Origin of the sequence: Variovorax davisae (assembly GCF_030316845.1) — a bacterium.
GTDB lineage: Bacteria > Pseudomonadota > Gammaproteobacteria > Burkholderiales > Burkholderiaceae_C > Variovorax > Variovorax davisae.
The window spans coordinates 241,724-255,523 of the sequence record NZ_JASZYS010000006.1 but is presented as its reverse complement, the minus strand read 5'-3'; the positions used below and the strand labels follow the sequence as shown (position 1 = coordinate 255,523).

At 68.1% G+C, this 13,800-nt stretch carries 11 protein-coding genes; 2 read left to right on the top strand and 9 right to left on the bottom strand.

All coding sequences use genetic code 11. From position 1 onward, the window contains the following. Window positions 1-56: 56 nt before the first annotated feature. Window positions 57-728, top strand: a complete 672-nt coding sequence (locus QTI33_RS16110; RefSeq protein ID WP_286507097.1) for a hypothetical protein — start codon at window positions 57-59, stop codon at window positions 726-728. A 31-nt stretch (window positions 729-759) separates the two neighbouring features. Here QTI33_RS16110 and QTI33_RS16105 read toward each other — a convergent pair whose 3' ends face one another. The 6 genes from QTI33_RS16105 to QTI33_RS16080 form a co-directional block, all read right to left on the bottom strand. After that, window positions 760-1,215 carry a hypothetical protein gene (locus tag QTI33_RS16105; RefSeq protein WP_286507096.1) on the bottom strand — a complete coding sequence of 152 codons (456 nt, stop codon included), beginning with the start codon at window positions 1,213-1,215 and terminating at the stop codon, window positions 760-762. Window positions 1,216-1,488: 273 nt separating this feature from the next. Beyond that, window positions 1,489-2,976, bottom strand: coding sequence for a sodium:solute symporter family protein (locus QTI33_RS16100; RefSeq protein WP_286507095.1), 1,488 nt, complete (start codon window positions 2,974-2,976; stop codon window positions 1,489-1,491). Window positions 2,977-3,014: 38 nt separating this feature from the next. Further along, window positions 3,015-3,206, bottom strand: a complete 192-nt coding sequence (locus QTI33_RS16095) for a DUF3311 domain-containing protein (protein ID WP_286507094.1) — start codon at window positions 3,204-3,206, stop codon at window positions 3,015-3,017. A gap of 22 nt (window positions 3,207-3,228) precedes the next feature. Further along, window positions 3,229-6,141: an ATP-binding protein gene (locus QTI33_RS16090; protein WP_286507093.1), complete on the bottom strand. Its 2,913-nt coding sequence runs from the start codon at window positions 6,139-6,141 to the stop codon at window positions 3,229-3,231. 170 nt (window positions 6,142-6,311) lie between these two features. Beyond that, window positions 6,312-7,832, bottom strand: coding sequence for a M81 family metallopeptidase (locus QTI33_RS16085; RefSeq protein WP_286507092.1), 1,521 nt, complete (start codon window positions 7,830-7,832; stop codon window positions 6,312-6,314). Between the two features lie 46 nt (window positions 7,833-7,878). Further along, window positions 7,879-8,892 (bottom strand): tripartite tricarboxylate transporter substrate binding protein, encoded by a 1,014-nt coding sequence (locus QTI33_RS16080; RefSeq protein WP_286507091.1) that lies wholly within the window; start codon window positions 8,890-8,892, stop codon window positions 7,879-7,881. A gap of 136 nt (window positions 8,893-9,028) precedes the next feature. On the opposite strand from QTI33_RS16080, the gene QTI33_RS16075 reads away from it, so the two are divergent. Further along, a complete protein-coding gene (locus QTI33_RS16075; protein ID WP_286507090.1) occupies window positions 9,029-9,943 on the top strand; it encodes a LysR family transcriptional regulator in 915 nt (304 codons plus the stop codon). Window positions 9,944-9,950: 7 nt separating this feature from the next. Here the strand turns inward: QTI33_RS16075 and QTI33_RS16070 are convergent, their stop codons facing one another. From QTI33_RS16070 to QTI33_RS16060, 3 genes are read right to left on the bottom strand one after another with little or no spacing between them, the layout of a single operon-like run. Next, complete coding sequence (locus QTI33_RS16070) at window positions 9,951-11,294, bottom strand: epoxide hydrolase family protein (protein WP_286507089.1); 1,344 nt, start codon at window positions 11,292-11,294, stop codon at window positions 9,951-9,953. Beyond that, entirely contained in the window at window positions 11,291-12,733 is a 1,443-nt protein-coding gene (locus tag QTI33_RS16065) for an aldehyde dehydrogenase family protein (RefSeq protein WP_286507088.1), read from the bottom strand. Before QTI33_RS16065 ends, QTI33_RS16070 begins: the two co-directional genes overlap by 4 nt. An 8-nt stretch (window positions 12,734-12,741) precedes the next feature. Further along, window positions 12,742-13,758 carry an alpha/beta fold hydrolase gene (locus QTI33_RS16060; RefSeq protein WP_286507087.1) on the bottom strand — a complete coding sequence of 339 codons (1,017 nt, stop codon included), beginning with the start codon at window positions 13,756-13,758 and terminating at the stop codon, window positions 12,742-12,744. Window positions 13,759-13,800 lie beyond the last annotated feature (42 nt).

Genomic DNA, 13,800 nt, shown 5'->3' with positions numbered 1-13,800 from the left:
CGCCAGTTCGGGCCCGCGCGCCACCGCAGAAATCCGCGATGATCCGGCCACCGGCCATGGAATTCCTCAAATTCATCCGCTCGCTCGAAGAACTCCTCTACGAGGTGATGACCTGGATGCTGTTCTACCCGCGCACGCTGTGGCGGGTGCTGCGCCATCCGCTGGCGCTGGCGGCGCAGGCCGAGGCCGAGATGAGCGAGCGCGAGGAGGATCAGTTCATCGACCTGGTCAGTCCGCCCCTGTTCCTGATGCTGTCGATCCTGCTGGCCCATGCGCTCGAAGTCGGCCTGCATGCCAACCTGGCGCCCTTCACCTCCAGCGTGGCGAAGGAGGTGCTGACCTCCGACACCAACCTGCTGATCTTCCGCGCCATCACCTTCAGCCTGTTCCCGCTGCTGATGGCGACCGGCCTGCTGCACCGGCAGCGGCGCGACATCGACCGCAAGACGCTGCGCCGGCCGTTCTTCCTGCAGTGCTTCTTCGCGTCGCCCTTCGTGGTCACGCTCTCGGTGGCCTCGGTCCTCGCGCGGCTGGGGTTCGCGCTGGTGGCGACCGGCCTGACCATCGGCGCGGTCCTCTGGTATCTCGGCGTCGAGACGGAATGGTTTCGCACCCGCCTGGGCATCGGGCGCCTGCATGCCTTCGCGATCGCCCTCAAGCTGGTGGCGATCGCCTTCCTGCTGGCCTTCGGGTTTGCCTTCCTGCTGCTTGGGCCGGCGTCGCCATGAGCGGCGAGGGCGGCGGCGCCCCCGCCTGGCTTCAGTTCGAGGCCACGGCCGGGCGCGCCGCGGCGGGGTGCCGGTTCGCGGACAGCGCGAAGGAGCCGCTGTCCTCGCCGTACAACCGGTTCAGCGTGCCGTTCTTCTCGGCGGCCTCGAGCTGTGCCTTCACTTCCGCGCGCGGCGCATCCAGCACCTGGTGGCGCGAGAGGTAGAACGAACCGCTGTCGCTGCCATCCAGCGCATTCAGCGTGCCGTCCGTGCGAGCTTCCTTGACGTCGGCCTTGACCTCCTTGCGCGACTCGGTCGAGCGGAAGTGCGAGGCCAGGTAGGCGGAGCCGCTGTCCTCGCTGTCGAGCGCGGCGAGTTCGCCGCTGGCTTGCGCGGCCGCGAGCTGCGCCTTCACCTCGGTCCGGCTGAGCTGCGCCGAGGCCATGGTGCCCGAGAGCGTGAGAACGGTGGCCACCAGTGCCAGGGTCAGGGGGGTCTTCTTCATGATGAGTCCTTCGCGCGTCTGGAGTAGATGAAGAGGCGGCGCCGGCAGACACGCATCCGGCGACCTCTCGAAAGCACCGGGCGACTTGCGTCTGCGTCGGTGTCTCGACTGTCGGATCGGGGGGTTGCGCGCGAATTGCATCGCAGCGAAGGCGCAATGCGGCTGAAACCTGGACGGTTGCTTTTGAAACATCGGCACACGGCCCGGCAACCTGGCGCGGCTGCTGCCGGCCCGCCCGCCCGCCTGCCTGCCTGCCCGGGGCAGGGCAGGGCGCTACCGCAACGGCGCGGGGCTGACCGGCGGCAGGTTCCTCGCGCGCCCCCGGCCGCGCGTGAGCAGGCTCACGGCGAACATCACCAGGACGTTCAGCGCCAACCCGACGATGCCGAGGTTGACGTCATGGGTCCATTCCGGCGCCGCTGGAAGCAGTCTCTTCATCGTGAGTCCGGCCGTGGCACTGCCGGCGACGAACGCGACGCCGGCGAGAATGCCGGCGAATGCGCCATGGCGGTTGACCGCGCCAGTCCCCGCAAGGGCGGCCAGCAGTGCCGGTGCCAGCTGCGTCACGAAACTGAAGCCCATGAGCAGCAGCGACACGATGCTGACGCCGCCGGCCAAGGTCAGCGCGACCGCCGCCAGCATCAGCAAGAGGGTCGCGCCACGCGAAACCATGGACAGGTGCGCATCGCTGCTGGCCGGTCGCGCCGGCCGATAGAGATCACGCGCCACCAGGGTGGCGGCAGACACGAGCATGATGGAGCCCGGGACGATGGCCGTCAGCATGCCGGCGGCACCGATCACGCCGACGACCCAGGGGTCGAAGGTCTGGATCGAGAGCTTCAGCAAGGCCAGGTCGATCTGGTCTCCGGTCAGCGCGGGTATCTGCAGCAGGGCGGCGAATCCGGCGAACATCGAAAACAGCATCACCAGCGCGTAGAGCGGCATCACCATGGCATTGCGGCGGAAGCTGCGCTCGCTGCTGGCAGTGAATGTCGCGGTGAAGGCATGGGGCCACAGGTACATGCCCAGCGCCGACAGCGCGACGGTCGATACGAACCAGGCGCCACTCTTGCCGGTGGCAGGCAGCGCCAGGAAGCCCGGCCGTTGCTGCTCGATGTGCCTGAACATCTCGCCCACACCGCCGTCGTGGCGATGCGGCAAGTAGAGCCCGAGGAACACGCAGACCGCCAGTATCAGGACGTCCTTCAAGGCGGCCGTGCTGGCGGAGCCGTGCAGGCCCGACAGGATCACGTAGGCCGTCATGGCCACCGCGCCGATCCAGATCGCCGAGGACGCGTCGAGACTGCCATACGAAGTGAGTTCCACGATGATGCCCAGCCCCTTGAGCTGAAGGACCAGGTAGGGCACCAGCGCGAGCAGTGCCACCGCGGACACGAGGAAACCCAGCGACGGGCTGTCGTAGGCCTTGGCGAAGAACTCGGGCTGGGTGAGCACACGATGCTGCCGGGCGAAGCGCCAGATGGCCGGCAGCAGCCAATACGACAGCACGAAGGCCAGGCAAGAGTAGGCCATGATGTAGAACGCAGGGCCGCCGTGGCCATACGCGAAGCCGCTGGCACCCAGAAAGGTGAATGTGGTGTAGAGCTCGCCGGCCATCAGCACGAACACCAGCCGGCCGGAGAAGCCACGCCCGCCCACGCTCCATTGCTCCAGGTCCATACGCACCCCATGCCGGGCACGCAGTCCCAGAAGCAGGACGCCGACCAGGGTCAGCGAGATGATGGCAAGCGCGGCATTCATGCGGGCTGCGGCGACACGTGCGAAGGCGGTGGCGCAGCCTAGGGCGCCCGATTGGCGGGGTCGAGCCGGAAGACCAGCCACATCACCACGGCCGTCGCGATCACGCACCCGATGGTCCATGCGACGAAGAAGGGGAGTCCGAACACGAAAGGCCGCACCCGAGCGGCGAACAGCGAGCCGCACAGGATCAACACAAAGGGAATGACGGCGAGCCAGTGATGCAGTTTCATGGGGAGGCGGTGTGCGGCATCGCTAGCCCATCGGCGCGGCCGACGCGGCCGGCTCATCGAGCCGCGCCAAAATCGCGCTCGCCGCCTGCAGGTCCGCGGTTTCGAAGCCTTCCTGGTAATTGGCGAGAACGTCCTTCAACAATGTCTTGCCCTGCTGGGCGCGGCGAGTCTCGCTCCATGACCGCGCCAGGTCCATCGCCGTCCTCAGCTCCCAGCCGCGCGCACCCTGAAGGCGACTCGATTCCAGGGATTGCATGAGGCATTCCTCGGCTTCCTGCATGGGGCGTCCGGGCGTGCGGCCCAGGGCGCGCGCCTTGACTCGCAGCAACTCGGGGAGGTAGCACAGATCGCCGTTCGCATGCACGGATGCCAAGGCATGGTCGATCAAGCCCAGCGCTTCGGCGGACCTCCCGACCAGGGTCAGGCCTTCCGCGAGCGTGAGACGGAACGAGGTCGTGAGCAACTCATAGCGAGACTCGTGGAGGTCGATCAGGCAGCGCTCGAGCGCCTCGACGCCGCGCTGCGGATCGCCACGCCTCACCGCCAGTTCTCCCTTGATCCCGCGGCCGACGGCCAGGTAGGGCGTCAGCGAATGAGATTCCGCGTAGGCGATGAAGCTGTCGATGTCCCGCTCGGCCCTTGCCAGGTCGCCGACCCAGAGGTAGACCGAAACGGCCCAGATCAGCGCAATGCAAAGCGTCACCGGATGGTCCAGCTGGCGGGCATCGTCCACGGCGCGTTGGGCCACGTCGACGGCCTGCGCCGGGTACCCCTGCAGCCACAGGGTGCGGGCCAGAGCGATCATCGCGCGGTTGCCATGATCGAAGCCGGCGTAGATCGTGCTGGCCTGGGTCGATTGCACCGCGTCCGCGATCGCTGCTTCCAGCAGCAGGCGTGCCTTGGCCTGGTCTCCGGTCAAGTGGTTGCAGAGGCCGAGCAGCGAATTTGCGGTCGCACGCGCCGTCGGGTCGTCGATCGTGCGGGCCACGGCGGCACTGCGCTGGGCGTAGTCCAGCGAGACGACGAAGTCTCCGATGCGCTCGTGAAATATCTGCAGCCGGGCAAGAAGCTGGACCTGGCTGGCGGCGTCGCCCAATCCCTGCGCAACCACGAGGCTGCGTTCGAGGGCATGGCGCACCGCCTCGCTGTTGCCCCGCGTGAACATCTGCGACAGGCCCAAGGCGGCCTGCAGGGTCATCTCCGAGCGGCTGAAGACGGTGGCCTCGCTCAACTCGCTGAGCGCGCGCGCCGACCACCGGTGGCATTCGGCCAGCAGCGACATCGCCATGAAGGCCGGCACGGCTGCCGCTGCCAGTGCGATGCCGAGTTGGGTGGCGCCGGCGGGACCGAAGCACCATTCCAGCGCTGCCCTGACATTGCCCAGGTCGGCGGTGTCCGAGGCGCGGCCGGCATCGCGGGAGAAGGCGGCTTCTTTTTCGGCACTCTGCGCGAGCTGACGGCAGAAGTACGACGCGTGCCGAAGCGACGCCGCCTCGGTGCTTTCCGGGTCGGCTTTCGAGAGGGCATAGACGCGCGTGCTCTCCAGGAGACGGTAACGCGTGAGCGGGCCTGAACGATGAACGGCAAGCAGCGACTTCTCTGCCAGGCCGGCGATCGCGGCGAGCACCTGCTCCTCGTTCAGAGCGGGCGCGACCACGACCTGGCGGGCGGCTTCCAGCGAGAAGTGGCCGACGAAGACCGGGAGCTGGCACAGGACCTGTCGCTCTGCCGCGTCGAGCAGTTCGAAGCTCCAGTCCAGCGTCGCCTGCAGCGTCTGATGGCGCGGTCGCGCGGTGCGCTGCCCCGGCCAGGACAGCGCAAGGCGATCCTGCAGCAGGGCGGCGGTCTGGTGCAGGCCGTAGCTCACCACGCGCCGCGCCGCGAGTTCGATCGCCAGGGGCACGCCGTCAAGCTTGCGGCAGATGCTGGCGACGACCTGCGCATCGGCGTCGTCGAGACCCAGCATGGCCCCGCTCGCACCTGCCCGTGCCACGAACAGCCACGCCGCCGGGTACATCAGGACGTCGACCGCCGAGATCCCGGGCTGGTCCGGGGGGCTCGCCAGCGGCTCCAGCCGGTGAACATGTTCGCCTTGCGTGCGCAGCGGTTCCCGGCTCGTCACCAGGATGTGCACACCGGGCGCAGCCTGGAAGATCCGCTCGGCGAGCAGCGCCGCCGCATCGATCACATGTTCGCAGTTGTCCAGAATCAGCAGCATGCGCCTGTCGCGCAGGTAGGCCAGAAGATTGGGCACCGGGTCGGTCGAACGGACGGACAGCCGCAGCGTCGAGGCAACGGCGGTCGGCACCAGGGAGGCATCGCTCAGCGCCGCGAGGTCGATGAAGAAGACGGCGTTGCCGAACATGGCCAGGAGGTCGTGGCCCGTTCGGGCGGCGACGCTTGTCTTGCCCACGCCGCCCGAGCCCACGATGGACACGAACCTGCGCGTTGCGAGCTGGGCCCGGATCTCGGCGAGATCCTCCTCCCGTCCCACCAATGGCGGCGGCTGGCCTGGAAGGCTGGGCTCGACGGGGTGCACGGCCTCGGCGATGCGGGCCGCACCGAGGCCTTGCCTTGCGATCTCGGCGACGAAACAGTAGCCGCGGCCGACGATGTTGACGATATAGCGGGCGCCGTCCTTGCCGTCGCCGAGCGCCTGCCGCAGCATCGTGATCTGGAAGCGCAGGCTGCCGTCCGAGACGACGACACCGGGCCAGGCAAGCCGCATGAGTTCGCGCTTGCTGACCACCACGTTGGCGCGCGAGACCAAGGCGACCAGGACGTCCATGGCGCGCCCCCCGAGTTCCACCGCAGCGCCGTCGCGCGTCAGCAGCCGTTCGCTCTCCACCAGGGTGAACGGCCCGAACGTCACGATCGCTCCGGATCCCGGAGCGGCTTCGTTCGCGGTGGCGGGCGCTGAAATCGGCTGGACCATCAAATGTTCGGTGGAGGCATCCTCGGCGCACGGCGACTGCCGACACAAGGACCGCAAAGGACAGCGAGTTTAGCGGCGTCGTCGATGCGTTGCCCGGCATGGACTGCCCCGCCGGATGAAACGTCGACTTCGCGGGGCGCACCGCGAATGCGCCCATGCGGCGGCCCCGGTCAAGCTATCGGCGCGACTGCTGCCGGAACGGGATTGTCCCTGATGGCCGGGCCGTTCGGCCTGGTCCGCATGCCGGCAGCCAGGTTCTGCCACGGCAGATCCGCGGGGTCCGCAATGAAGGGGCCGGGCGCGCGCACCACCAGGATCTCTTCGGCGATGGCCGCGAAGTCGGCCCGGAAATGCACCGAGCTCTTGTTGACCAGGATCTTCATCCGCTCGGGTTCGATGCCGACCGCCCGGTACATGTTGCGGTCGAGCAACTGGGCCTTCGCCGAACTCACCGCGATGCGGACGCCGCCGATTCGAAGGCGCGCCATCCGACCGAGGTCGCTGGCCTTGCCGTTCATCATCGGGCCGCCGTAGACGAACTTGCCGTCGGACAGCGCCTCCACCTGGAATCTCGCTCGAAGCGGCGGGTCGCCTTCGATCTGCGGACAACCCCCCAGTTCGATGTCGATCGTCGCGCCCACGCCGGCCTCGTGGGCGGCCGCCGCGGCCGCCGGATCGCAGATCAGGCCGATGGCGGCGTCCTGCGCGCCGTGGCGCAGCAACGCGCGCAGCATGCCGGTGGTGTTCGAATCGCCGCCGACGCCCGGGTTGTCCTGCGTGTCGGCGATGATCACTGGCCGGTGCGCGGAGGCCGCGACCTGCATCGCGCGCCGCACGGCGGCGTCAGGCTCCTCGAACGCGACGGCCCACTGGTCCTCGGGCTTGCAGACGTGATCGAAGAGGGTGTCCAGGGCGCGCTCGGTCTCTGCTGCGTCGAAGCCGTAGCCCCAGATCACGGGTCCGCATTCCGGGAAGTCCGCGGCTGGAAAGCCAGGCGCGAAAGACAGGGAAAGTGCCTTGGGCTCGAGCGCTTCGAGCAGGTCGTAGATGCCGCGTGCGGGTTGCATCATGGTCGACATGCTGTTCACGGGGATCAGGAAGGGCACGCGCCGGATCGCGAGGTGCGCAGGGTGTTCGGCACGCATCAAGGCCAGCAGCAGTTCGCCGGCGCGCCGGCCCGTGTCTGCCATGTCGACGTGCGGATAGGTGCGATAGGCGACGGCGCCATCCGCCAGCGCGAGCATCTGCCGTGTGACGTTGGCATGCGAATCGAGGGAGATCACGATCTTCATGCCGGGCCGTGTGACCGCCCGGATGCGCGACAGCAGTTCGCCCTCGCCGTCGTCCAGGTGCTGCGCGACCATCGCGCCATGCAGGTCCAGGTAGATGGCATCGAAGGACGCGCTCCCGGCAGCCTCGACGATCTCGGAGGCGATGCGTTCGTAGGCGTCGGTGGTCACATGGGCCGACGCGCCCGCACCCGCCCAGATGACCGGCGTGACGCTGTGCCCCTGCGCCCGCACGAATTGGATGAAGCCGCTGGCGGGCAGGTTCACGTTGAGCAGCCCGAACATCGCCTCGCCGCGCACCAGGCCCGGGAAGTCCTCGCCGCGGACGAAGCTGTCGTAGCTGGCCACGGTGGGGGCGAAGGTGTTGGTCTCATGCTGGAAACCGGCGACGAGGATGTTCATGGGGTTCTTTCGGAAAGGGGGGCGTGGGGGAGGCGGCGGCGCCGGTTCACTGAGGCGTCAGCTGGATGGAGCGCGCCATCCTCTTGAACTTGTCGGTCTCGTCGGCGTAGAACTTCGCCGAGTCGGCCAGCGACTGCGGCTTCATCGCCTCGACGCCGGACAGCGCGAGCGCCTTGGTCATCTCGGGCGACGCGATGGCCTTCTGCGAGGCGGCGAGCAGCACGGCGGCGCGGTCGGCCGGCATGCCGTCCTTGGCCATGACCGCCAGCCAGACGGCGTGGACCAGTTCCTTCTTCTGCGCCAGCTGGCCCTCGGTGATGGCGGGCACCTCGGGCAAGGTCGGCATGCGCTGCGTGTCCAGCACGTCGATCGCCTTGATCTTGTGGCTCTCGAGCAGTTGCGTCGATGCCCCCAGATTCGGCAGGATCGTGATGTCGATCTGCTGGCCGACGAGGTCCTGCATCATCGGCGTGGCGCCCTTGTAGGGCACATGGAGCAGCTTGGCGCCGGTGGTCTGCGCGATGTACTCCGAGACGATGTGGTACATCGAGCCGTGGCCGGGGCTGCCGAAGGTGAGGCTCTGGCTGCCGGTCTTCCTGCCGGCCGCAATCAACTGCTCGAGCGACGAATAGGGAAGGTCGTTGCGCGCCATGACCACCAGCGGATGGGTCGAGATCGGTGCCAGCAGCGCGAACGCCTCGGGCTTGTACTTCGCGGAGGCGTTGGCCAGCGGCGCGAGGATCGCCTCGTTGGGCGAACCCATGATCAGCGTGTAGCCATCGGCCGGACGGCCGAGCAGCCGCTGTGCCGCCAGCGCGCCGCCGGCGCCCGGGAGGTTCTCGATGATGAAGGGCTGCCCGAGGGCCTTGGCCATCTCGGGCTGCATCGCGCGCGCCAGGACATCCGCCGGTCCGCCCGGCGGGAAGGCGACGAGCATGGTGACCGGCTTCGAGGGAAACGCATCCGCCGCCGCGGCGGTGCCGGCCGACGTCGCGATGCCCAGCAGGGCGGCATGGATGGCGATCAGGCGGCCGAAGGCGTTGAAGCTTGTGCGTCGCATTTCATCCTCTTTCGTTCAGCGCCGCGTCGCGGCAGGTTGGGGGTGAGGCGATTGTTTGATGTAGCATTCGTTCGAGCAACAGCAATTTGATGGCTTGAGCGTTGCTCAACGGGCAACATAAAAGAAGGCCTGCACCGTGCGAGAAATCAATCAGAAGCGACTGAGGTACTTCCAGGAAGTCCTGGTCCGGGGATCCATGCGCGGTGCCGCCGACGCGCTCAACACCGCACCGTCGGTGATCACGCGCCAGGTCGCGCTGCTGGAAGAGGAGGTGGGTTTCGCGCTCTTCGAGCGGCAGGCCCGCGGCGTGGTGCCGACCGACAACGCCTACCACCTGCTCGAATACTGGCGCGGCTGCCAGGCGCATCAGGAGCAGCTGGTCGAGCGGCTCCAGGCGATCGATTCGATGGAGGTGGGGACGGTTCGCATCGTGGCCAGCGAAGGTTTCGTGGAGGGCCTGGTGACGCAGATCGTGGCGCCGTTCTGCGAGACCTATCCGAAGCTCTCGGTCGAGCTGGATGCCTTGCCCGTGAACGAACTGATCGGCGCGCTGGCAGACGATTCGGCCCACATCGGGCTCGCCTACAACCCGCAGCCCGATCCGCTGCTGCAGTTCGTCGCCAGCGCGGCCGCGCCGACCCAGGTGCTGGTGCGGGCCGGCCACCCGCTCACCCGGCTCGCCGGTGCCCTGCGGCTCAAGCAGCTGGTCGGATTCCCGATCGCGCTCATGCCGCCGGGCTATGGCGTCGAACGCGTCGTCGAGCTGCTCGAATACGCGGAGCACGTGAAGCTGCACCCTTCGCTGCGCAGCAACTCCGTGGTGAGCCTCAAGAGATTCGTGAAGTCGACCAACGGCGTGACCTTCATCGGCGCCGGCATGGCGGCATCGGCGGAGATCGAATCCGGCGAGCTCGTGGCACTGAGCCTTGCCGATCCGCTTTGCAGGACGGCGCAGGTCCGGCTGATCGTGCGCCAAGGGCGCCCGCTGGCCATCGCGGCGAGCAAGATGCTGGCCGAGATCCAGCGCCGGTTTTCCGTTTTCGCGCCTTGAGGCGCCATCACCGGGCCGGGCGGTCGGCCTGGTTGCGCAGGGGCCCGAAGGCGGACCTCAGCTCCTGCGCGAACAGCTGCGGTTGTTCCCAGGCCGCGAAGTGGCCGCCTCGATCGACCTCCTTGAAGTAGGAGAGCGTCGGGTAGGCGCGCTCCGCCCACGACTTCGGTGCCCGGTAGATTTCGCCCGGGAACACCGTGATCGCGACCGGCACCGCGATCTCCGTCGTTCGCTGGGCGGCGGAGCTGAAGTTGTTGTTGTTGTTCTCCCAGTAGAACCTCGACGAGGAACTGGCGGTGTTGGTGAGCCAGTAGAGCGAGATGTCGTCGAGAATTCGCTCCCTGCCGAGCACGGCCTCGGCATTCCCCGCGGGATAGGTCCATTCCGTGATCTTCTCGTACATGAAGGCCGCGAGGCCGGCCGGCGAATCGGTGAGGCCGTAGCCGACGGTCTGCGGTCGCGTGACCATCATGGCGCCGTACGCGGCGTTGCGGGCGAAGAAGCTGCTCAGCGTCTGGTACGCGCTTCTTTCGGCCTCGGGCAGTCCCGCCGGGGGCGCGTCACCGCCCAGGATGCCCTTGACCAGTTCGGGCGGCACCGTGGCCGGCATGTTCAGGTGAATGCCGAGCAGGCCTCGGGGCTGTTGCCGGGCCAGGGCGTCGGAGATCACGGAGCCATGGTCGCCACCTTGGGCCACGTACCGGTCGTAGTGGAGACGATGCATCAACACGTCCCAAGCCCGCGCCACGCGGTCCGGCCCCCAGCCCAGCTCGGCAGGCCGGCTGGAAAAGCCATGCCCCGGGATCGCCGGTATGACGACGTCGAACGCGTCTTCGGCGCGTCCTCCGAACGCGGTCGGATCGGTGAGAGGACCGATGGCATCGATGAACTCCAGGGGAGACCCTGGCCAACCGTGGGTCAGGATGAGCGGCAGGGCGTTCGGATGACGCGAGCGGACGTGAATGAACTGGACATCCACGCCGTCGATCCTGGTGACGAACTGGGGCAGGGCGTTGAGCTTCGCCTCGACCTTGCGCCAGTCGTAGTCGGTCGCCCAGTGCTTCACCAGCTGTTGGAGCCTTGCCAGCTGCACCCCCTGGGACGCATCGTCGACCGTCTCCTTGTCCGGCCAGCGGGTCGCTCTCAGGCGGGCTTTCAATTCCTTCAGGGCCCGGTCCGGGACGTGGACCTTGAACGGACGAATCGCCTCCGAGGGCGACGCCGACTGGTGCGGGTCGCGATCGGGCGTGCCGTCGCTGGTGCCGACCTGGCCCGCGAACGAGAGACCCGACGCGACCCAGAGGCTGGCCGCGCAGAGGGCGGTGTTGAGAAAGCGGCGCGGGCGCGTCATCGTGGCACCTGCAGGAGCTTGTCGGCGATGGCAATGGTCTTCGGCTCCAGGAAGGCTTCCATCCCGAAGACTCCGAACTCCCGGCCGATGCCCGACTGCTTGACGCCACCGAATGGCGCGATCAACTCGGGGGTGATGCGATTGATCAGCACGGTGCCGGCGCGCAGTCGCGAGGCCACACGGCGTGCGCGCTGCGGCTGCGACGAGAAGACGTAGGCCTGCAAGCCGTACATGGAGTCGTTGGCGATCTCGACGGCTTCGTCTTCGTCGTCGTAGCCGATGACCGAGAGCACGGGCCCGAAGATCTCCGTGCGTGCGATGTCCATGTCGTTGCGCACCCCGGCGAATACGGTGGGCCGCACGAACCAGCCCTTGTCGAGGCCTTCCGGTCGGCCCTCGCCGCCGGCCACCAAGGTCGCGCCTTGCGCGAGGCCGCGGCGGATGAATTGCTGCACGCGCTCGAACTGCGCCTTGCTCGCGAGCGGTCCGACCGCGGTGGCGGCGTCCCGCGGATCGCCCACCCGCAGGGCCGCAACGGCACCCTGCAGGCGTTCGATGGCCTGCGTCATGGAGACCTTCGGGATCAGCAGGCGCGTCCCGGCCACGCAGGCCTGGCCGTTGTTCATGAAGGCGGCGCTCAGCGCCATGGGCAACACGGTGGCCAGGTCGGCGTCGTCCAGCACCACGGTGGCCGACTTGCCCGAAAGCGCCAGACTCACCCGCTTCATGGTCTCCAGGCCGGCGCGGGCAATGAGCTTTCCGGTCTGCGTGGAACCGGTGAAGGAGATCTTCGCGATTCCCGGGCTGGTGGAGATCTCGTCGCCGACATCGCCGCCGCGCCCGAGCAGTACGTTGACGACGCCGGCCGGCAAGCCGGCGTCATGCAGTGCCTCGGTCACGACATGCGCCTGCAGCGGACCCAGCTCGCTGGGCTTGACGACCGAGGCGCAGCCCGCGGCGAGGGCCGAGGCCAACTTGCTGCAGATGCTGCCAGCCGTGCTGTTCCAGGGCGCGATGAGGCCGGCGACCCCGATCGGTTCCATCACCACGGTGGCTTCGCCCAGGCGGCCTTCGAAGTCATAGTCCGCCAGCATCCGCGCCGTCGTGGCGAAGCATTGCGAGGCGTAGTTGCTGACCCACTGTGAACGGGCCACCGGGCCACCGTACTCCTCGATCGTGGCATCGCGGATCTGGTCGGTCCGGGCGAGCACGGCGGCTTCGAGTTGCCTGAGCATCTCGATGCGCTGGGCCTTGGTGCTGTTCGCCAGCCCGGGCTGGGCCCGGTTGGCCGCGGCGATCGCCAGTTTCGCATCGTCGCGGTTCGCCAGCACCACCGTCCCGATGGCTGCCTCGGTCGCCGGGTTGACGATCTCCAGTCGTTCGCTGCCCTGGACAGGCACGAAGGCGCCGTCGATGTAGGCCTGATGGAGGTTCCACATGGTTCGGCTCAGGCGCGTGCGACGTCGATCACGGCCTTCGCGAAGGCCTCCGGCGCTTCCTGCGGCAGGTTGTGGCCGATGCCGCCGCTGACCAGCCGATGCTCGTAGCGCCCCGAGAACTTCTTCGCGTAGGCGCTGGGCTCCGGATGCGGGGCGCCATTGGCATCGCCTTCGAGCGTGATGGTCGGCACGCCGATCACGGGCGCCTTGGCAAGACGGTCCTCGAGCGGCTGGTACTTCGCCTCGCCGTCGGCCAGACCGAGGCGCCAGCGGTAGTTGTGGATCGTGATGGCCACGTGGTCGGGGTTCTCGAGTGCCGCTGCGCTGCGATCGAAGGTGTCGGCATCGAAGTTCCACTTCGGCGAAGCGAGTTGCCAGATGAGCTTGGCGAAGTCGTGGCGGTTCTTCTCGTAGCCCGCGCGGCCGCGTTCGGTCGCGAAATAGTACTGGTACCACCACTGCAGTTCGGCCTGCGGCGGCAGGGGCACTTTGCCGGCTGCCTGGCTGCCGATCAGGTAGCCGCTCACCGAGACCAGCGCCTCGACCCGCTCCGGCCAGAGCGCGGCCATGATGCAGGCCGTGCGCGCGCCCCAGTCGCAACCGGCCACGGTGGCGCGCTGGATCTTGAGCGCATCCATCAGCGCGATGATGTCCACGGCAACCACGGACTGCTGTCCGTTGCGTGGCGTGTCGGCCGACAGGAAGCGGGTGGTTCCGTAGCCGCGCAGGTGCGGCACGATGACGCGCAAGCCCGCCGCGGCCAGCGCCGGCGCCACGTCGACGAACATGTGAATGTCGTACGGCCATCCGTGCAACAGGATCACCGGCGCGCCATGGGCCGGCCCGGATTCGTAGTAGCCGATGTTGAGGGTGCCGGCATCGATGCTCTTCAGCGGTTCGAGTCGCTGGAGGGGGCGTGCGGACTGGGCGAAGGCCGGCGTGAGCGCCGCGAGCTGGGAAGCCGCGGCGCCGAGCGCCGTCGCGGTGAGGAAGGTCCGGCGGGGCAGCTGGAACGTCGATGTCATGTGAATCTCCTGGGCAAGAGCAAGCGGTGGAAGGGGTAGATC